Source organism: Streptomyces sp. NPDC090088 (assembly GCF_044747345.1).
Taxonomy (GTDB): domain Bacteria; phylum Actinomycetota; class Actinomycetes; order Streptomycetales; family Streptomycetaceae; genus Streptomyces.
Genome location: NZ_JBIVDZ010000001.1, coordinates 362,182 through 380,951 on the forward strand (window position 1 = coordinate 362,182; position 18,770 = coordinate 380,951).

An 18,770-nucleotide genomic window follows, 5' to 3' on the forward strand; every position below is an offset into this window, starting at 1 on the left:
CTGCCCGGCGGCCGGGTCTACCTTTTACTGGCCGGCCGCGAAGGCGGGACCTGCTTCGCCGTGCGAAACCGCTTCACACCGCACGCTCGAGCCCAGGCCGCCGAGGAGATACGCAACCTCGCAGGACTCGGCCTGTGGCCGAACCCTGCTTCAGGGCAGCAGGCGCAGACCGAAGGCGGGTCGCTGGAGGCTGAGCCCGGGGCGCAGGCGTAGCCGTCGCTCCCGCCGAGGCTGCCGTGCCGGTAAGGGGTGACACTGATCATGGATGTGGGGCCGCTTCGGCGGCCCCACATCCATGACGGCCTACACCACCGTGAGGTGAGCGACTGGCGCCGGCGCTCCCATGGCGGCCTGGATGGCTGAGGTGATCTCGTCGTCCAAGCCGCGCACCAGGTGCCCATACCGGTCCACCGTCGTCTGGATCGACTCGTGCCCGAGCCTGATCTGGATGGCGGGCAGGGGGATCTTCGCGCCGATCAACCATGCGACGTGGCTGTGCCGAAGATCGTGGATCCGTGGCCGCTTCGGGAGCCCCTTCGCGACCGCCTCCTCCACCGCGGGCTTCCACTTCCGGTTGTAGAAGTTCGCGTGCCGCCAGTGCTTCCCCGTGGCCGTACGGAACACGTAGTCCTCCGGCCGGCACCCGCTGGTCTGCCGCCGCAGCATGGCCACCTGGTCGGGCGTCAGCGCCACCAGGCGCCGCGCCTTCCGAGTCTTGGGCGGCCCCAGGTAGAACGCCTCGGCGCTGCCCTTCTTGGAGCGCTTCCAGGCCCGCTGGACGTTCGCCGTGGGCGCCGCTGCGTCCAGGGCCAGATCCTTCACCATGAGCGCCGTAGCCTCGCCCCAGCGCATCCCCGTACCCACGAGCCAGTCCGCGAGGTCCCGCGCGTCCGGGTCCTTGATCTCCTGGGCTATGCGGCCGTACTCCGCGTGCTCGAGGAACGTCATCTCCTCGTCGGTGTCGTCGTCGGCCCGGGGGAGTCGGGTCTTGGTGCAGCAGTTCTTGGTGCGCAGCTGGGGAGTCGCTTCGACGGCGGCCTGGACGATGCAGTAGAGGAGGCCGTGCCGGTTCCGAATGCTCTTCGGGTCAGCCGGGCGGCGGAGCCACTTCGCTGGGTTGTCCGGGTCCCGCTCGCCGGCCTTCTCCACGCCGACCCAGACGTCGACGTCCTCCTGGACAAGGTTGCAGATGGTGGCCGGCACCACCTGTCCGCGGACGTCCGTGTGCTGGATCAAGGACAGGTGTATTCGGATGTCTCGCCGGTAGTCATCCTTGGTGCGCTCGTCGATGTTGTTGAGGCGGTCGACGTACCGGTACCCGTACTCGTCCAGGGCGACGTCCCCCGGTACCGCCGGCGTCTCCACGAAGCCCTCGCCGCGCACCCAGCCGTGAGGCCACTGGTTCCCGTGCGCTTCGACCAGCTTCCGGAACTGCGCGGCCTGGTCCTTGCCTTCATCCCCGCCGAAGTTCTCGGTCTGCCAGTCGCCGTCCTGCCGCCACTTCACCTGGTAGGTCGGCGGTCCAACTTTCCTGGGTCGTTCCACAACGCTCGCCATGCAGGGACGATAAGGGCGAAAGGGTGGCCTCTGGAGCCCTCTTGTTCCCGTGATGTTCCCAACACTCTGGACATGACGAAGGGCTGACCTGTTTTCACAGGTCAGCCCTTGATCATTCAGGGTGAGTGACGGGACTCGAACCCGCGACATCCTGGACCACAACCAGGTGCTCTACCAGCTGAGCTACACCCACCACGACCGGCGGTGACTTTGTGGTTTCTCCGACCGGCCGAGAAAAAGTGTACAGGGTCCGAAGGGGTGCTCGCGCACGGCTTTCCGGGAGCCGCCCGCGGGGCCTCCCGGGCGGCTATTCCGCAGGCAGGACGTGCTTGGCCGCGATGGTCCGCGCGGTGTCCGAGTCCGGGCCGGGCTGCGGTACGAAGATGGCCTCGCGGTAGTAGCGCAGCTCGGCGATCGACTCGCGGATGTCGGCGAGGGCGCGGTGGTTGCCGTTCTTCTCCGGGCTGTTGAAGTAGGCCCGCGGGTACCAGCGCCGGGCCAGCTCCTTGACGCTGGACACGTCGACGATCCGGTAGTGGAGGTATCCCTCCAGGGCGGCCATGTCCCGGGCCAGGAAGCCGCGGTCGGTGCCGACGGAGTTTCCGCACAGCGGGGCCTTGCCGGGTTCCTTGACGTGTTCCCGGACATAGGCCAGGACCTGCTCCTCGGCCTCGGCGAGCGTCGTGCCGCCGGCCAGCTCGTCGAGCAGGCCGGACGTGGTGTGCATCTGCCGCACCACCTCCGGCATCGTCTCCAGTGCCTTGGCCGGCGGACGGATGACGATGTCCACGCCCTCGCCGAGCACGTTCAGCTCGGAGTCGGTGACCAGCGCGGCCACCTCGATGAGCGCGTCGTCGGACAGCGAGAGGCCGGTCATCTCGCAGTCGATCCACACCATGCGATCGTTCATGCGACCACCCTAAAGCTGACGTCGGCGTTTGGGTGCCCCCGGTACCGCGCCGAACACTCCGGGGGCGACCGTGCCGCCGGCCTCGGTGCCGGACGGGGGTCGTCGCTTTTCCCCCTCGCCTCGTGTCCCACCGAGTCGGGTGGTGGGTGGGCGAGGGGTCGGTGCCTGCCCACCCGAGCGTGTCGGGTGGGCAGGGTGGAGCGTCAGCTGCCCGTGCGTGGGCCCGGCAGGCTGGCCGACAGGCCTACCGCCGCTGACCTGCGGGTCTGCATCGGCAGTACTCCCTCGGGGTACTGGACCGGGAGCGGACCCGTCGGCGGCAGCGGGGGCGGTTCCGGTGCCTCGGAGCGGTCGGACTGCGGCCGGCGGGCCCGGTAGGCCGCCCGGTACGCGGCCGGGGACGAGCCCAGCTGGCGCCGGAAGTGGCCGCGCAGGGCGACGGGGGAGCGGAAGCCGCAGCGGCCCGCCACCTCGTCCACCGAGTAGTCCGACGTCTCCAGGAGCCGCTGCGCCTGGAGCACGCGCTGGGTGATCAGCCACTGGAGCGGGGCGCTGCCGGTCAGGGACCGGAAACGGCGGTCGAACGTCCGGCGGCTCATGTAGGCGCGGGCCGCCAGTGTCTCCACGTCGAACTGCTCGTGGAGGTGCTCCAGTGCCCAGGCGACGACCTCGGCGAGCGGGTCGGCGCCGATCTCCTCTGGTAAAGACCGATCGAGATAGCGCTCCTGACCGCCGGAGCGGCGGGGCGGGACCACCAGGCGCCGGGCGAGCGCGCCGGCCGCCTCGTTGCCGTGGTCCGTCCGCACGATGTGGAGACAGAGGTCGATTCCGGCCGCCGTACCGGCGGACGTCAGGACGTCGCCGTCGTCCACGAACAGCTCGCGTGGATCGACGTGCACCGACGGATAGCGCTTGGCCAGCGTCGGCGCGTACATCCAGTGGGTGGTGGCCGGGCGGCCGTCCAGCAGGCCGGCGGCGGCCAGCACGAACGCGCCCGTGCACAGCCCGACTATGCGGGCCCCTTCCTCATGCGCGCGGCGCAGCGCGTCCAGCGCCTCTTCGGGCGGCGGCGCGGTGATCGAGCGCCAGGCCGGTACGACGACCGTGCCGGCGCGTGCGATCGCCTCCAGGCCATGCGGCGCGGTGAGTTCCAGGCCCCCTGTGGTCCGCAGCGGGCCTTCCTCGCCTCCGCACACCAGCAGTCGGTAGCGGGGTACGCCGGCGTCCTGGCGGTCTATCCCGAACACCGACAGTGGTATGGAACTCTCGAAGATGGGGCCGCCGCTGAACAGCAGCACCGCGACGATCTCCTTGCGGCGTCGCCCGGACAGTTTCCGGGCCGCGGCTTCCGGCGCGGCAGTGGAGTCGTGGCTCATCCTGCTAAGCCCCCCTCGGTGGTCGCGGCTCCTCGGTTGTGTCGCTCCTGCACGTTTCCCCTCGGTCCTGCACGAGTCCCCCGCCGTAAGACGTCAAGATCGAATCTACTGGTTTCCGCGGTGTCGCGTTGACCAGTTCGACACGCCGTCGATTGTCGACATGACAACTTGGCGTGAAGCATTCGATCACGAAGCGTTGCACTCACGGGCCGTGCAGGGAAGTGCGCCTCGTCGCAGTGGCCAAACCGCGTAGGGTGCGAGGGGTCTCCTGGACCCTTTCCGTGCAGGTGGAACGGGGGTTAGGGGGTGGTGGGGGCGCCTCTTGGACAGGGGCGGGAAGTTGGCTGAAAAGAAGCGGTCGTGTGCGCGGAAACCGGTCAGTCGACCGGTGTACTGCCCTTGCTGTGACGTCCGCCTCCCCGGACCGTCGCCCCGCGCTCCGAGCGGCGCAGCAGGAACCGGCAGACGGCGGTGACGGCGGCCAGGCCGAAGGCGGTTCCGGCGGCGCCGGCCAGCGAGGTGCCGTACCAGAGGAGGACCACCGGGACGAGGACGCAGGAGAACGCGGCCCAGCGGACCACGTCGCCCGCGGCGTCCGGGGCGGGGTGTGGTTCGGGGGCGGTGGGGCGCCGTCCGGACATGGTCGTACTCCCTGTCGTACTCCCTCGTGGTGCACTCGTGCCGTGATCAACGCGTGTTCGGGCGGTCGGTCACCGTGCGTGGGCGTCCGGCCTGTCCGAATCCTGTGCAAACCGCCTGTACGGGGCAGCAACCATTGCGTTACGGGCGCGCCTCGTGCATGCTCCGGGGAACCCCTAACCGACTCCGGGGAAGGTCCCCTACGGAGAGTGCGCGGGATCTGGGCTGAGGAGGCGTGCCGCCGTACCCTTGGGGGTATGGGGTTGGGAAGATGTTTCCCGGACACAGCTCCGCCGCACACTGTCGTCCCTCCCCTACACAAGGATCCCAACGCCGAGACAGCCATGGCCGGTCACGAATTCTTCGATCCAGCGGACCGCAAGCGGCCGGTCGCCGACCCCACGGCGGCCGATGCGCTGGCGGCGGAAGAGTCACGTCCTTCCTGCGATCCCGCCTTCAAGCACGGGGTGGTCGTCGGCTTCGACGGCTCCACCTCCAGTGAACGCGCCCTCGCCTATGCGATCGGGATGGCACACCGTTCCCGCACAGGGCTGATCATCGTCCATGTCGCCAACCGACTGCCGACCACCGTGTGGGCCGGCTGCGAGCCACCCGTCTTCGTCGACGTGCCGGACCACCGCACCGAGGTGCTCGGTCTGGAGCTCGCCTGCGCCGACTACCTGTCCGAGGTGCCCTGGATCCTCGTCGAGCGCGGCGGTGACATCTGCCACGAACTCGAAGAGGTGGGGCGGGAGTACGAGGCGGACGCGATCGTCGTGGGGTCGACCCACGGGATCGTCGGCCGGATCTTCGGCTCCGTCGCCGGGCGGCTCGCCAAGCGGGCCAAGCGGCCCGTCGTTGTCATTCCGTAACTCCCCGTTCTCCCAGGTGAGATGCGCCGTGGGAACGGCCTTGCTCCCTTCGTGCAGTGCCTGAATTTTCTGGCGTGCAGAGGTGTTTGTGCCCTTGTGAAGGGCATATATCGGTCACCGCGCACAACTGCACAAAGCATGAAGGGAGCCCGCCGTGGACAATGACGTCTCCGCGGGAAGCGGAACCACTACCGTGGCCGGCCGACTCGCCCTGGGAATCACCCTGTTGGCGTTCGGCCTCGGCACCACCGGCGTGATCGACAACGTCACCACGTCCGACGCCGTGTCAGTCGCCCATTACGTGGGCGGAGTCGCCCTCTTCCTCGTCGGCCTGCTGGCCTTCCGTGACCGTGACGCCGCGAACGGCACGGGCCATGTGGCCCTCGGCGCCCTCTGGTTCACCTGGGCCGTCTCGTCCGGCGGCCATGCCTCGGCCAACGGCGCCGGGCTCTTCCTGCTCCTCTTCGCCCTCGTGGCCCTGTCGTTGACCCTCGCGGGCGGCGACACGCTCGGACAGGCCATGCACGGGCTGCTGTTCCTGTCGATGCTGCTCCTCGCGGTCGCGAGCTTCGCCGACAGTTCGTCACTGACCAAGGTCGGCGGGTGGGTCGCCGCGGCGGCGGGAGCGGTGGCCTGGTACGCCGCGACGGCCGCGCTCGCGCACTGGCCGACGGCGATTCCGAGGCGGGCTGCCGGCCGGGGGGTGACGGCCCACGGCTGAAACGGCAGCCGACGCCGGGGAGTTGGGCGTCCCCGGCGATCCAATGAGCGGACCCCTCCGTGGCCATGTGGCACACGTGAGGGGTCCGTTCGGTTTCGTCGGCCCGTGCGGGTGCGTGGGGGTTGCTCGCGCAGTTCCCACCGGCCCGCACGTTCAAGCGGTCCTACTCCACCGTCACCGACTTCGCCAGGTTCCGCGGCTTGTCGATGTCGCGGCCCAGTGCCTTCGCCGTGTGGTAGGCGAGGAGCTGGAGCGGGATGCCCATCAGGATCGGGTCGAGTTCGTCCTCGTTCTTCGGGACGACGATCGTGCGGTCGGCCTTCTCCTGGTGCTGGTGGGCCACGGCGAGGATCTTGCCGCTGCGGGCCTTGATCTCCTCCAGGGCGGCGCGGTTCTTCTCCAGGAGGTCGTCGTCGGGGACGATCGCCACCGTGGGGAGGGCCGGCTCGATGAGCGCCAGCGGACCGTGCTTGAGCTCGGAGGCGGGGTAGGCCTCCGCGTGGATGTAGGAGACCTCCTTCAGCTTCAGGGAGGCCTCGCGGGCCACCGGGTAGCCCCGGACGCGGCCGATGAAGAGCATCGAGCGGGCCTCGGCGTACTCCTTGGCCATCTGCTCGATCTCCGCCTCCTGGGCGAGGATCTCCGAGATCTGGGCGGGCAGCTTGCGCAGGCCCTCGATGATCCGCTTGCCGTCGCGGACCGAGAGGTCGCGGATCCGGCCGAGGTGCAGGGCGAGGAGCGCGAACGCCACCGTTGTGTTCGTGAAGCACTTGGTGGAGACCACGCAGACCTCAGGACCCGCGTGCACGTAGGTGCCGCCGTCCGCCTCCCGGGCGATCGCCGAGCCCACCACGTTCACCACGCCCAGCACCCGCGCGCCCTTGCGCTTCAGCTCCTGGACGGCGGCGAGGACGTCGTACGTCTCACCGGACTGGGAGACCGCGATGTAGAGGGTGTCGGGGTCGACGACGGGATTGCGGTAGCGAAACTCCGAGGCCGGCTCGGCGTCGGCGGGGATCCGGGCCAGCTCCTCGATCAGCTGGGCGCCGATCATGCCCGCGTGGTACGAGGTGCCGCAGCCGAGGATCTTCACCCGGCGCACGGCACGGGCGTCCCGGGCGTCGAGGTTGAGGCCGCCGAGGTGCACGGTGGAGAAGCGGTCGTCGATCCGGCCGCGCAGCACGCGGTCGACCGCGTCGGGCTGCTCGAAGATCTCCTTGTGCATGTACGTGTCGTGGCCGCCCATGTCGTAGGACTCGGCCTCCCACTCCACGGTGGTCGGCTCGGCCGTCGTCCGGGTGCCCTCGGTGGTGTAGGTGCGGAAGTCGTCGGCCTTGAGGGTGGCCATCTCGCCGTCGTCGAGGGTCACTATCTGGCGGGTGTGGGTGACCAGGGCCGCGATGTCCGAGGCGACGAACATCTCCTTGTCGCCGATGCCGAGGACCACGGGGGAGCCGTTGCGGGCCACCACGATCCGCTCGGGGAAGTCGGCGTGCATGACGGCGATGCCGTAGGTGCCCTCGATCACGCGCAGCGCCTGGCGGACCTTCTCCTCCAGGGTCTCCGCCTGGGAGCGGGCGATCAGGTGGGTGAGGACCTCGGTGTCGGTCTCGGAGAGGAACTCGACGCCGTCCGCCTCCAGCTTGCGGCGCAGCTCGGCGGCGTTGTCGATGATGCCGTTGTGGACGACCGCGACCTTCTGGTCGGCCGACATGTGCGGGTGGGCGTTCAGGTCGGAGGGGGCGCCGTGGGTGGCCCAGCGGGTGTGGGCGATACCGGTGGTGCCCTTGAAGCGCGCCGGGACCTTGGCCTCCAGGTCCCGGACCCGGCCCTTGGCCTTCACCATCTTCAGACCGGCGGACTTCGGCGTGGTGACGACGATGCCCGCCGAGTCGTAGCCGCGGTATTCCAGCCGCTGGAGACCCTCCAGGAGGAGGGGGGTGACATCGCGCTTACCGATGTATCCGACAATTCCGCACATATATAGGTGTTCCGTATTCCTCAGCCGTAGACGATGCGGCGCAGCTGCCGGAGGGTGAGCTCCGGCGGGGCGACCGCCCTGTACTTCAGATCCGCCGCGATCCGGTCGAAGATCTCCGCGTTCACCAGGCCTTCCGCCTGGAGTTCGCGATGGCGGCGCCGGATGTAGTCCCCGGCCGGCTCGTCGAAGTAGGCGAGCACGTCCTGGATCACCCGCAGCGCCTCGCCCCGGCTCAGGGGCGTGGACCGCGCCAGATGATCAACGAGTTCGTCGTGCACCCGGTAGATCCTGGAGCACCGGCGCCGGATTCGCAAGAATCCTGCCCGATTCCGGGCAACGGCCTGTTGAATCTCTTATGGGGCTCTGTTCGTAACCTGTCCATCCTGTGTCTTGCGCCACGTTGCTTGTGGAGACGATTTTCAGACGCCATGGACATTCCTCGTATGGGCGTACCCGATGAGCTCGCCGACCGCAGCATGGCCGAGCAGCACGAGTACCTCCGCGCCAAGTTCTCCCGGCGCTCGATGATCAGAGGCGGCGCCGTCACCGTCGGCGCCATCACCGGCGGTCAGTTCGTTCTGGGCGGCACCGCCCAGGCCGCCGTCCCCACGCAGTCCGCCGCCCCCGCCGCAGAGCAGGTCGACGGCTCCCTCGTCGCCCCCTTCGGCCGCCACCTCGCCTTCGGCAACGACGCCAGCACGGAGATGACGATCTCCTGGCAGGTGCCGGTCTCCGTGAAGAAGCCCTTCGTGCGCATCGGCGCCCACCCCTGGGACCTCTCGCGCAAGATCGACGCCGAGATCCGCACCCTGTACACCCCGGCCGGCGTCGGCGCCAGCGCCGACCACACGCAGTACTACGTGCACGCCAAGCTGAGCCACCTCCGTCCCGGCAAGACCTACTACTACGGCGTCGGCCACCAGGGCTTCGACCCGGCCGAGGCCCACCTCCTCGGCACCCTGGGCACCTTCACCACCGCGCCCGACTGCAAGACGCCGTTCACCTTCACGGCCTTCGGCGACCAGGGCGTCAGCTACCACGGCCTGGCCAACGACGCGCTGATCCTCGGCCAGAACCCCAGCTTCCACCTGCACGCCGGCGACATCGCCTACGCCGACCCGGCCGGCCAGGGCAAGTCCGCCGACACCGGCTTCGACTCGCGCACCTGGGACCAGTTCCTCGCCCAGACCGAGTCCGTCGCCAAGTCCGTGCCGTGGATGGTGTCGTACGGCAACCACGACATGGAGGCCTGGTACTCGCCCAACGGCTACGGCGGCGAGGAGGCCCGCTTCACCCTGCCCGACAACGGACCGGACAAGGCGAACCTGCCCGGCGTCTACTCCTTCGTCTACGGCAACACCGCGGTCATCTCGCTCGACCCGAACGACGTCTCCTTCGAGATCCCGGCCAACCTCGGCATCTCGGGCGGCACCCAGACCACGTGGTTCGAGGGCCAGCTGAAGAAGTTCCGCGCCTCGAAGGACATCGACTTCATCATCGTGTTCTTCCACCACTGCGCCTACTGCACCTCCACCGCGCACGCCTCGGAGGGGGGCGTGCGCCAGGAGTGGGTGCCGCTGTTCGAGAAGTACACGGTGGACCTGGTCATCAACGGCCACAACCACCAGTACGAGCGCACCGACGTCATCAAGGGCGACAAGGTCGTCAAGAAGCTCCCGATCGGCGAGACCGCCTACTCGGACAGCGAGGGCGTCGTCTACGTCACCGCGGGCGCGGCCGGCCGCAGCCTCTACGCCTTCACCGCCCCCGACTCCTACGAGGGCCACCTGAACGAGGTCGACTCCGTCGCCTCCTTCATCAACACCAAGGACGGCAAGGTCAACGAGACCGTCGCCTGGTCCCGGGTGCGTTACCTCAACTACTCGTTCCTGCGCGTCGACGTCGAGCCCGCCTCGCGCGGCCGCTACGCCAAGCTGAACGTGTCGGGCATCGCCGAGACCGGCGACCGCATCGACCACTTCACGGTGGCCCGCAAGGCCAAGTAGTCGCCGAACAACGGCAGGCGGTCCTCACATCCGTTTGAGGACCGCCTGTTTGGCTCTCGTGAACTCCTCGTCCGTGAGCACGCCCTCGCGGTGCAGCTCGCCGAGTTCCCGCAGGCGGCGCAGCAGCGCGTCGTGATCGGCCTCGGCCTCGGACGCCACCGCCACCGCCGTCTCCGGCTTCCGCGTCACGGCCGCCGTCACGTCCGTGCCCGCGGCCGTCGACGGATGCGGCAGCCGCGCCTGCACCGCCGCCGCGACCAGCGCCATCAGCGGATCGCGCTTGAACCCCCACAGCTCCACCGCGTTCGGGTCGTACTTGGCCCGGGTCCTGGCCGGCGCGCCGCGCACCCGGAACCGCAGATGGCCGTTCTCCAGCCCGGCCGACGGCTGCCACTCCACGCCCAGGATGTCCGCCAGGGCCAGCGTCCGGGGACCGGCGGCGGCCTTCGCGTCCTCCGTCTTCCAGTTCCACTCCAGCCGCACCCGCTCCCCGTCGAACGACGCCGTGCCGTCCCCGGCGGAGACCGACAGCGGCAGCTGCGGCCCCGGCAGCAGGTACCCGCTCACGGGCGTGCCCGGCACCCGCTCCAGGAGCAGCGCGTCCCGCACCTCGTCCGTGAAGTACTCGGCGACCCCGTACCGGTCCGGCTCGACCGTCAGCCGGTAGGGGTCGTGGGGTTCGGCGAGGCGGCCCCCGGTGGCGTGCAGCAGCGGGTCGGCGCCGTCCCGCAGCCGCAGCCTCAGCCGCCCGGACTTCCGCCCCTGCTCGAACGAGATCCCCGCCAACGCCCCCAGCGGGACGACCAGTTCACCCAGCGTCCGGCGCAGCACACTCACGCTCTTGTCCCGCCCCGGAGTCAGCCGCAGGGCATCCGAGTCGAAGGCCCAGATGCCGTCCTTCTGGATGATTTCCGCCATGGAGGGATTGTTCCACCGGATCTGCGGGAGAGTGGTCTCGACCAATCCTGGTCGGTCAGGACCACCACCGATGGGAGCGCATGTGAGACGGCACCACAGCACGACTCCCCGTACGGCCCGCATCCTCGGGTCCCTGCTGCTCGTCGCGGCGGCCGGCGCCTTCACGGCCGGCGCGACCCCGGCGACCCCGGCGGCCTCCAAGCCCGCGCCGCACTCCGCACCGACCCCGCTCGGCCAGGTGATTCCGGCACCCGCGTCCGTCACGGCGGGCGGATCGCCGTACCGCGTCACCCGGGACACCGCCATCCGCGTCGACGGCTCGCGCGAGACCCGCCGGGTCGCCGACTACCTCGCGGGCATCCTCCGCCCGTCGACCGGCTACCGGCTGCCCGTCACCACCCACGGCGGCCCCGAGGGCATCCGGCTCCGGCTTGCCGAGGGCCCGTTCGGAGCCGAGGGCTACCGGCTCCACAGCGGCCGTGACGGTGTCACCCTCACCGCCGCCGAGCCCGCCGGCCTCTTCCACGCCGTGCAGACCCTGCGCCAGCTGCTCCCGGCGGCCGTCGAGAGGGACACCGTGCAGCCCGGCCCCTGGCCGGTCGCGGGCGGCACCGTCACCGACCGGCCGCGCTACGCCTACCGGGGCGCGATGCTCGACGTCTCCCGGCACTTCTTCACCGTGGCCCAGGTGAAGCGCTACATCGACCAGCTGGCCCTCTACAAGATCAACGAACTGCATCTGCACCTCAGCGACGACCAGGGCTGGCGGATCGCGATCGACTCCTGGCCCCGGCTCGCGGCCTACGGCGGCTCCACCCAGGTCGGCGGCGGCGCGGGCGGCTTCTACACCAAGGCCGACTACCGGGAGATCGTCCGCTACGCGGCCTCCCGCTATCTGGAGGTCGTCCCGGAGATCGACCTGCCCGGCCACACCAACGCGGCCCTCGCCTCCTACGCCGGCCTCAACTGCGACGGCACGGCACCCCCGCTCTACACGGGCACCGAGGTCGGCTTCAGCTCGCTGTGCGTCGGCAAGCCGGTCACCTACGACTTCGTCGACGACGTCGTCCGGGAACTGGCGGCCCTCACCCCCGGCCGCTACCTCCACATCGGCGGCGACGAGGCGCACTCCACCCCGCACGCGGACTACGTGGCCTTCATGGACCGGGTGCAGCCGATCGTCGCGAAGTACGGCAAGACGGTGATCGGCTGGCACCAGCTGACCGGCGCGCACCCGGCCGCCGGGGCCCTCGCCCAGTACTGGGGCCTGGACGACACCGCCGCCGACGAGAAGGCCCAGGTGGTCGAGGCCGCCCGGCACGGCACCGGGCTGATCCTCTCGCCCGCCGACCGGGTCTATCTCGACATGAAGTACACCGAGGACACCAGGCTCGGCCAGGACTGGGCGGGCCTGGTGGAGGTGCGGCGGTCCTACGACTGGGACCCGGGCACCTATCTCGCCGGGGCGCCCGGTGCGGCGGTCAGGGGCGTGGAGGCGCCGCTGTGGACCGAGACCATCGTGACGGACGCCGATATCGACTACATGGCGTTCCCGAGGCTGCCGGGCGTCGCCGAGCTCGGCTGGTCGCCGGCCGCCACCCACTCCTGGGCCGCCTACAAGGCGCGGCTCGCCGCCCAGGCCCCGCGCTGGGACGCGCTCGGCATCGCCTACTACCGCTCCCCGCAGGTGCCCTGGCCCGCGAAGTAGGCTGAGCGGACAGGACGACGGGCTCCCCCGAGGACCGTACTCGGGGGAGCCCGTCTGCCTGGATCAGAACCCCGCGACGGGATTTCTCAGGGTTCCGACCAGCTGGAGGGCGCCCGACGGGTCCGCCAGGTCCACCATCTGCCGGTTGTCGCGCAGCTGGAGCCGGTTGAGGCAGGACAGCGCGAACTCGGGCGCGAACATGTCGTACCGGGCGAACTTCTCGGCGAGTTCGGGCGCCGACTCCTGGTACTCGCGGGTGACCTCGGCGACCGTCCGCCAGAAGTCGTCCTCGTCCAGGACCCCGTCGGCCGCCAGGTTCGCGGCGAGGAAGCGGAAGAAGCAGTCGAACACGTCCGTGAAGATCGACAGCAGCTTCATGTCCTCCGGGACCTCGACGCGCAGCCGCTCGACCGTCGGCGGCAGCACCGCGTCCGGGTCCATGACGGCGATCTCCTCGGCGATGTCCTTGTAGACCGCCCGCCGGACCACGCCGTCCTCCAGCACCAGGATGACGTTCTCGCCGTGCGGCATGAACACCAGGTCGTAGGCGTAGAAGCTGTGCAGCAGCGGGGTGAAGTACGCCCGCAGATAGGCCCGCAGCCACTGCGTCGGCGTCAGTCCGCTCCGCTCGACCAGCGCGGCGGCGAAGGAGGCGCCCTTGTGGTCCACGTGGAGGAGGGAGGCCATCGTCGCGAGGGACTCGCCCTCCTTCAGGGAGGCGACCGGGCTCTCCCGCCACAGCGCGGCCAGCATCTTCCGGTACGGCGAGTAGCGGTCGGTCGCCTTCTCGTACTCCAGGTGCCGGTAGCCGACGGCCGCCCGCTCCCGGATGATCGACAGACCGGTGGACCTGAGCACCGGGTCGTTGTCGATGAGCTGGGCCAGCCAGTCGTTGATCGCCGGGGTGGCCTCCATGTAGGCGGCCGAAAGCCCGCGCATGAAGCCCATGTTGAGGACCGACAGGGCGGTCTTCACATAGTGCTTCTCGGGGTGGGAGTTGTTGAAGAAGGTCCGGATGGACTGCTGGGCCAGGTACTCGTCGTCGCCCTCGCCCAGGCACACGAGGTGGCCGCGGGCGACCTCGGCGGCGAAGGTGACGGTGAGCTTGTTCCACCACTGCCAGGGGTGGACCGGGATGAGCAGGTAGTCGGCGGGGTCCAGACCCCGGTCGCGCAGGACGCCGTCGAACCGCTCGACGGTCGCCTCGCCCAGTTCCTCCCGCACGAACGACTCGTACTCGATCCCCACCCCCGCCGTGAACGCGGCCCGAGACCGGTGGGCGGCCAGCCACACCAGCCGGACCGGGCTCGCGGTCTCCGGGGCGTACGACAGGTACTCGTGGACGCCGAAACCGAGCCGGCCGTTGTTGGCGACGAAGCAGGGGTGGCCCTCGGTCATCCCGGTCTCGATCGCCTGGAAGCCGGCGCGCGCCAGCTCGGCGGCCGGGACCTGGGGCTTGGTGAGCTTGTAGCAGGTGCCGGAGAGGGTGGAGGAGATCTCCTCCAGGTAGACCGGCAGGATCTCGTCGCTCAGCCCCAGCGACTTCCTCAGCTCGATGAAGAAGTCCAGCGCGGCGAGCGGCAGTTCGGCGCCGTCGCGGGTACGGCTGATGGAGTCGGCGTCCACCTGCCAGTGGTCCAGGGCGCGCCGGACGGCGGAGAAGCGGTAGCGGGTCAGCCCGTCGTCGCTGCGGACGACGTACGACGGCCCGTCCGCCTCCGGGGTGATCAGGCGCTCGTGGGCGAACTCGGCGAGCGCCTTGCGTATGAGCAGCCGGTTGGCCCGCTCCCAGCGCTCGGGGGACAGGTGGGCGACCGCGTCGGCGAGCGTCATACGGCGGCCACCGCCTGCTCGAACCGCTCCCGCGTACAGAAACTCAGCAACGCCCTTTTCTCCGGCTTCTGTATCTCCCGTACGGGCACGAACCCGACGGCCTCGTTCAACGCGTGCACGGCCGTGTTGCGCACGTCCGGCTCGACGACGATCCGGCGGGTCGCCGGGTCCTCGAAGAGACGGGCGACCACGGCCGTGATCACGGCCCTGGTGAAGCCGTGCACGGGCGTGCCGGTGGCGGGGGTCAGGAAGTGCATCCCGACGTCCCCCGGCTCGGGCTCGTACAGCCCCACCAGCTCGCGCCGGGCCGGGTCGTAGTACTCCATCAGGAAGGCGGGCGCCCCGTCCTCCCCGGTCCCCAGCAGCGCGTGGTGATGCTCGTCGGCCGCGATCTCCATGTACGCCCGCTCGACGTCCTCCAGTCTCGCGTCCTGCATCATCCAGTAGGCCGCCTTGGGGTGGGTGACCCAGGAGTGCAGGAGTTCGGCGTCCTTGAGCGGGTCGAGGGGCCGGAAGGCGAAGGTCAGGGTGGCGGTGGTGCTCATACGGAGAACTCCTGGAAGGCGATCGTCTTCTCCACCGGGTAGTACTCCGAGCCGAGCAGCTCGCGGATGATGTACGCGTTCCGGTAGGGGCCCATGCCCAGGTCGGGGCTGGTGATGCTGTGGGTGTGGACGCCGGCGTTCTGGAGGAACACGCCCCGGCCGGTGACGTCGATGGCGTAGTTGCGGGCGACGTCGAAGTTGCCGTGGGTGTCGTAGCGCAGCCGGTCGCGGACCGGCCTGAGGAACTCCGGCTCGGCGTACTTGTAGCCGGTGGCCAGGACCAGGCCCTGGGTCTCGATCTCGTACTCCTTGCCCTGCTCCTCCTGGCGGAGTTTGAGCGTGTAGCTGCCGTTGTCGTAACCGGCGGCTTCGAGCGAGGAGTTGGTGAGGAGTCGGGTCGGGACCGGGCCGCCGAGGTTCTTCCGGTAGAGCAGGTCGAAGATCTCGTTGATGAGGTCGCCGTCGATGCCCTTGAAGAGGCCCTTCTGCTCGGCGGTGAGCCGGTAGCGGGTGTCCTCGGGGAGGGCGTGGTAGTAGTCGATGTACTCGGGGCTGGTCATCTCCAGCGTGAGCTTGGTGTATTCGAGCGGGAAGAAGCGGGGGGAGCGGGTCACCCAGTTCAGCCGGTAGCCGTGGACGTCGATCTCGCTGAGCAGGTCGTAGTAGATCTCGGCGGCGGACTGGCCGCTGCCGACCAGCGTGATCGACTCCTTCGACTGCAACTCCTCCTTGTGCCGGAGGTAGCGCGAGTTGTGGATGAAGTCGCCGCCCAGGCCCTCGCAGGCCGCCGGGATGTGCGGCGGGGTGCCGGTGCCGAGGACCAGGTGGCGGGCGCGGTACGTCTCCCCGGCGGCCGTCGTGACGACGTACCGCCCGTCCTCGTACCGGACCTCCGTCACCGTCGTGCCGAAGCGGACGTTGGTCAGCCGGTTCGCGGCCCAGCGGCAGTAGTCGTCGTACTCGACCCGCAGCGGGTAGAAGTTCTCGCGGATGTAGAACGAGTACAGCCGGCCCTTCTCCTTCAGGTAGTTCAGGAAGGAGTAGGGGGAGGTGGGGTCGGCGAGGGTGACCAGGTCCGACATGAACGGGGTCTGGAGGTGGGCGCCGTCCAGGAACATGCCGGCGTGCCACTCGAAGTCGGGCTTCGAGTCCAGGAAGACGCCGTCCAGTTCGGCGATCGGCTCGGTGAGGCAGGCGAGACCGAGGTTGAACGGGCCGAGCCCGATCCCCACGAAGTCGTAGGTCTTGCTCGGGGTTTCAGGACGCGCGGTCAAGGGACTCTCCCAGGTACTGCTCGGCGTGGCCGGCGATCAGATCGAGGACGGCGGCGATGTCCGCCGTCGTGGTCTCGGGGTTGAGCAGGGTGAACTTCAGGTAGTGGCGGCCGCCGACCTTGGTGCCCGCGACCACGGCGTCGCCGGAGGCGAACAGGGCCTTGCGGGCGTACAGGTTGGCGCGGTCGATCTCGGCCGGGTCGGTGACGGCGGCGGGGATGTAGCGGAAGACCAGGGTGGACAGGGACGGCTGCACGACGACGTCGTAGCGCGGGTCGGCCGCGAGCAGCTTCCAGCCCTCGGCGGCCAGGTCGCAGACCTCGTCGAAGAGCTCGCCGATGCCGTCGGCGCCCATGGTGCGCAGGGTCATCCAGAGCTTGAGGGCGTCGAAGCGGCGGGTGGTCTGCAGGGACTTGTCGACCTGGTTGGGGATGCGCTCCTGTACCATCCGGCGCGGGTTGAGGTACTCCGCGTGGTAGGTGGCGTGCCGCAGGGTGGCCGCGTCCCGGACCAGCACGGCGGACGAACTCACCGGCTGGAAGAAGGACTTGTGGTAGTCGACGGTGACCGAGTCGGCGCGCTCGATGCCGGCGATCCGGTCCCGGTGCCTGAGGGAGGCGAGCAGTCCGCAGCCGTAGGCCGCGTCGACGTGCATCCACACGCCGTACTGCTCGCACAGCTCGGCGATCTCGGGGAGCGGGTCGATGGAGCCGAAGTCGGTGGTGCCGGCGGTGGCGACCACCGCCATGGGCACCAGACCCTCCTGCGCGCAGCGCTCCAGTTCGCGGGCGAGGGCGACGGTCTGCATCCGCTTGTCGGTGCCGACGGGCACGGAGACCACCGCGTCCGGGCCGAGGCCGAGCAGTTTCGCCGACTTCTTCACGCTGAAGTGGCTGACCTCGGAGGCGAAGATCCGCAGGTCGGCGAGGGATTCGGCCTTGGCCTCCTCGCGTGCAAGGAGCAGCGCCTGGAGGTTGGACTGGGTGCCGCCGGAGGTGAACACCCCGTCGGCGGCCTCGCCGAGGCCGATCCGGGCGGTCGTCCAGTCGATCAGTTTCCGCTCGATGAGGGTGCCGCCGGCCGACTGGTCCCAGGTGTCCAGGGAGGAGTTGACGGCGGAGAGCACCGCCTCGCCGAGCACCGCCGGGATGACCACCGGGCAGTTGAGGTGGGCGAGGTAGCGGGGGTGGTGGAAGTAGACGGCGTCCCGGAGGTAGACGTCCTCCAGTTCGTCCAGGACCGCGCTGGTGTCGTGCAGCGGCCGGTCCAGGTCGATGGCGTCGATGGCGGGAGCGAGGGCGTCGACGGTGACACCCGTGAACGGCCGGTCGGTGGTGGCGAGTTTGGCCGCCACCCGCTCTACTCCTTCGGTCACGGAGCGACGGTAGTGCTCCGCGGTCAGGTCATTGAGCAGGTGCGAGCGCATGAGGGGGGCCTCCGGGACGATCCGTGCGGGGGAGGGGAGCGATCGGCTCCACTTAGGTTAGCCTAACCTAAGTAACACGGGTGAAACGCTGCCCCTCCCGTGACAGCCGTCACGTCGGCGGGTCGGCGGATCGGTGAGCGTAACTACTCGCCGGCCGCCCGGAGCTGTTCCTCCGTCAGGCCCTGCCGCCAGTACCCGACGAAGGTGACCCGGCGCCGGTCGATCCCCCGCTCCCCGACGAGGTGCCGGCGCAGCTCCTTCACCCGCCCCGACTCACCCGCGATCCACGCGTACGGGCGCTCGCAGGAGGGGAGTCGGGCGGCCCGGATCTCTCCCGCGGCATCCCGGCCGCCGACCAGCCAGGTGATCTCCGCGTCCGCCTCGGTGACCACGTCCTGCACGTCCCCGGCGTGCGGCACCTCCAGCCAGGCGCGGACGCGTGTGCCCGCGGGCAGGGATTCGAGGATGGCGGTCGCGGCCGGTACGGCGGTCTCGTCGCCCCAGACCAGCACCAGATCGGTGTCCTCGGGCGGCCGGAAGCGGATCGCCCGGTTGTCGGCGATCGCCGGGCCGAGGAGCGCGACCCGGTCCCCGGCGCCCGCCCGCGAAGCCCACCGGGAGGCGGGTCCGGCCGGGGTGGCTGCCCCCGGCTCGACCCCGTGCAGCACGAAGTCGATGTCGATCTCGTCGGGGTCGCGGCGCAGCGCCCGGAGCGTGTACGACCGCATCACGGCCCGTACGTCGTCCGGGAGTTCCCGCCACCCCTGCCACCAGCCGTCGCCCAACTCGATCGGCACGGCGGGCTCGGTCCGCCCCTCGGCGGGGAGGAACAGGGAGAGGGACTGGTCGCGTCCGTGGGAGTGGAAGTGCGCCAGATCGGTACCGGCGAAGGCGACCCGGACCAGAGACGGACCGAGCCGCCTCGTCCGTACGACCTGGAGGGAGAAGAAACGGAACGGGGCGGCTACGGCCGTCGTCATATGAGCTCCTGAGACTCAGGAAGT

Annotated in this window: 16 protein-coding genes and 1 tRNA gene; 4 read left to right on the plus strand and 13 right to left on the minus strand. The window is 69.8% G+C overall.

The window, feature by feature from the left end; all coding sequences use genetic code 11:
* Positions 1-303 precede the first annotated feature (303 nt).
* The 5 genes from ACIPSJ_RS01760 to ACIPSJ_RS01780 form a co-directional block, all read right to left on the minus strand.
* Positions 304-1,557, minus strand: coding sequence for a tyrosine-type recombinase/integrase (locus ACIPSJ_RS01760; RefSeq protein ID WP_401342690.1), 1,254 nt, complete (start codon positions 1,555-1,557; stop codon positions 304-306).
* 120 nt (positions 1,558-1,677) lie between these two features.
* Positions 1,678-1,750: transfer RNA gene (locus tag ACIPSJ_RS01765), tRNA-His, on the minus strand.
* A 114-nt stretch (positions 1,751-1,864) separates the two neighbouring features.
* Positions 1,865-2,467, minus strand: a complete 603-nt coding sequence (gene orn, locus ACIPSJ_RS01770; protein WP_351497616.1) for an oligoribonuclease — start codon at positions 2,465-2,467, stop codon at positions 1,865-1,867.
* Between the two features lie 203 nt (positions 2,468-2,670).
* Positions 2,671-3,843: a helix-turn-helix domain-containing protein gene (locus ACIPSJ_RS01775; RefSeq protein ID WP_355710612.1), complete on the minus strand. Its 1,173-nt coding sequence runs from the start codon at positions 3,841-3,843 to the stop codon at positions 2,671-2,673.
* 377 nt (positions 3,844-4,220) lie between these two features.
* Complete coding sequence (locus ACIPSJ_RS01780) at positions 4,221-4,484, minus strand: hypothetical protein (RefSeq protein WP_401342693.1); 264 nt, start codon at positions 4,482-4,484, stop codon at positions 4,221-4,223.
* 342 nt (positions 4,485-4,826) lie between these two features.
* Between ACIPSJ_RS01780 and ACIPSJ_RS01785 the strand changes: the two genes are divergently transcribed.
* A complete protein-coding gene (locus tag ACIPSJ_RS01785; RefSeq protein ID WP_355710608.1) occupies positions 4,827-5,354 on the plus strand; it encodes a universal stress protein in 528 nt (175 codons plus the stop codon).
* A 154-nt stretch (positions 5,355-5,508) separates the two neighbouring features.
* Positions 5,509-6,075, plus strand: coding sequence for a GPR1/FUN34/YaaH family transporter (locus tag ACIPSJ_RS01790; protein ID WP_401342695.1), 567 nt, complete (start codon positions 5,509-5,511; stop codon positions 6,073-6,075).
* A gap of 163 nt (positions 6,076-6,238) precedes the next feature.
* On the opposite strand, the gene glmS is transcribed toward ACIPSJ_RS01790, so the two are convergent.
* Positions 6,239-8,056 (minus strand): glutamine--fructose-6-phosphate transaminase (isomerizing), encoded by a 1,818-nt coding sequence (glmS, locus tag ACIPSJ_RS01795; RefSeq protein WP_355710604.1) that lies wholly within the window; start codon positions 8,054-8,056, stop codon positions 6,239-6,241.
* A 20-nt stretch (positions 8,057-8,076) separates the two neighbouring features.
* Positions 8,077-8,334, minus strand: a complete 258-nt coding sequence (locus ACIPSJ_RS01800) for a hypothetical protein (RefSeq protein WP_359215510.1) — start codon at positions 8,332-8,334, stop codon at positions 8,077-8,079.
* Positions 8,335-8,499: 165 nt separating this feature from the next.
* Between ACIPSJ_RS01800 and ACIPSJ_RS01805 the strand changes: the two genes are divergently transcribed.
* Complete coding sequence (locus ACIPSJ_RS01805) at positions 8,500-10,062, plus strand: purple acid phosphatase family protein (RefSeq protein ID WP_401342697.1); 1,563 nt, start codon at positions 8,500-8,502, stop codon at positions 10,060-10,062.
* A 24-nt stretch (positions 10,063-10,086) separates the two neighbouring features.
* Here the strand turns inward: ACIPSJ_RS01805 and ACIPSJ_RS01810 are convergent, their stop codons facing one another.
* Positions 10,087-10,980: a DUF4429 domain-containing protein gene (locus tag ACIPSJ_RS01810; protein ID WP_401342699.1), complete on the minus strand. Its 894-nt coding sequence runs from the start codon at positions 10,978-10,980 to the stop codon at positions 10,087-10,089.
* Between the two features lie 70 nt (positions 10,981-11,050).
* Between ACIPSJ_RS01810 and ACIPSJ_RS01815 the strand changes: the two genes are divergently transcribed.
* Positions 11,051-12,688: a beta-N-acetylhexosaminidase gene (locus ACIPSJ_RS01815; RefSeq protein WP_401342701.1), complete on the plus strand. Its 1,638-nt coding sequence runs from the start codon at positions 11,051-11,053 to the stop codon at positions 12,686-12,688.
* A gap of 63 nt (positions 12,689-12,751) precedes the next feature.
* On the opposite strand, the gene ACIPSJ_RS01820 is transcribed toward ACIPSJ_RS01815, so the two are convergent.
* From ACIPSJ_RS01820 to ACIPSJ_RS01840, 5 genes are all read right to left on the minus strand, one after another.
* Positions 12,752-14,521, minus strand: coding sequence for an IucA/IucC family protein (locus tag ACIPSJ_RS01820; protein ID WP_401342703.1), 1,770 nt, complete (start codon positions 14,519-14,521; stop codon positions 12,752-12,754).
* Entirely contained in the window at positions 14,518-15,066 is a 549-nt protein-coding gene (locus tag ACIPSJ_RS01825; RefSeq protein ID WP_401342707.1) for a GNAT family N-acetyltransferase, read from the minus strand. The genes ACIPSJ_RS01820 and ACIPSJ_RS01825 overlap by 4 nt, the downstream gene beginning before the upstream one ends.
* Positions 15,063-16,340, minus strand: coding sequence for a lysine N(6)-hydroxylase/L-ornithine N(5)-oxygenase family protein (locus ACIPSJ_RS01830; RefSeq protein WP_359215495.1), 1,278 nt, complete (start codon positions 16,338-16,340; stop codon positions 15,063-15,065). Before ACIPSJ_RS01830 ends, ACIPSJ_RS01825 begins: the two co-directional genes overlap by 4 nt.
* Positions 16,324-17,766 carry a lysine decarboxylase DesA gene (gene desA / locus ACIPSJ_RS01835; RefSeq protein ID WP_401342709.1) on the minus strand — a complete coding sequence of 481 codons (1,443 nt, stop codon included), beginning with the start codon at positions 17,764-17,766 and terminating at the stop codon, positions 16,324-16,326. The genes ACIPSJ_RS01830 and desA overlap by 17 nt, the downstream gene beginning before the upstream one ends.
* A gap of 143 nt (positions 17,767-17,909) precedes the next feature.
* Entirely contained in the window at positions 17,910-18,746 is an 837-nt protein-coding gene (locus ACIPSJ_RS01840; RefSeq protein WP_401342710.1) for a siderophore-interacting protein, read from the minus strand.
* Between the last annotated feature and the right edge of the window lie 24 nt (positions 18,747-18,770).

What these genes read in the sequence shown, in the direction of transcription:
- ACIPSJ_RS01820 (WP_401342703.1), bottom strand. Translation starts at nt 14,521, where the DNA reads ATGACGCTCGCCGACGCGGTCGCCCACCTGTCCCCCGAGCGCTGGGAG.
- glmS (WP_355710604.1), bottom strand. Translation starts at nt 8,056, where the DNA reads ATGTGCGGAATTGTCGGATACATCGGTAAGCGCGATGTCACCCCCCTC.
- desA (WP_401342709.1), bottom strand. Translation starts at nt 17,766, where the DNA reads ATGCGCTCGCACCTGCTCAATGACCTGACCGCGGAGCACTACCGTCGC.
- ACIPSJ_RS01780 (WP_401342693.1), bottom strand. Translation starts at nt 4,484, where the DNA reads ATGTCCGGACGGCGCCCCACCGCCCCCGAACCACACCCCGCCCCGGAC.
- ACIPSJ_RS01760 (WP_401342690.1), bottom strand. Translation starts at nt 1,557, where the DNA reads ATGGCGAGCGTTGTGGAACGACCCAGGAAAGTTGGACCGCCGACCTAC.
- ACIPSJ_RS01840 (WP_401342710.1), bottom strand. Translation starts at nt 18,746, where the DNA reads ATGACGACGGCCGTAGCCGCCCCGTTCCGTTTCTTCTCCCTCCAGGTC.
- ACIPSJ_RS01785 (WP_355710608.1), top strand. Translation starts at nt 4,827, where the DNA reads ATGGCCGGTCACGAATTCTTCGATCCAGCGGACCGCAAGCGGCCGGTC.
- ACIPSJ_RS01810 (WP_401342699.1), bottom strand. Translation starts at nt 10,980, where the DNA reads ATGGCGGAAATCATCCAGAAGGACGGCATCTGGGCCTTCGACTCGGAT.
- orn (WP_351497616.1), bottom strand. Translation starts at nt 2,467, where the DNA reads ATGAACGATCGCATGGTGTGGATCGACTGCGAGATGACCGGCCTCTCG.
- ACIPSJ_RS01825 (WP_401342707.1), bottom strand. Translation starts at nt 15,066, where the DNA reads ATGAGCACCACCGCCACCCTGACCTTCGCCTTCCGGCCCCTCGACCCG.
- ACIPSJ_RS01775 (WP_355710612.1), bottom strand. Translation starts at nt 3,843, where the DNA reads ATGAGCCACGACTCCACTGCCGCGCCGGAAGCCGCGGCCCGGAAACTG.
- ACIPSJ_RS01805 (WP_401342697.1), top strand. Translation starts at nt 8,500, where the DNA reads ATGGGCGTACCCGATGAGCTCGCCGACCGCAGCATGGCCGAGCAGCAC.
- ACIPSJ_RS01815 (WP_401342701.1), top strand. Translation starts at nt 11,051, where the DNA reads ATGGGAGCGCATGTGAGACGGCACCACAGCACGACTCCCCGTACGGCC.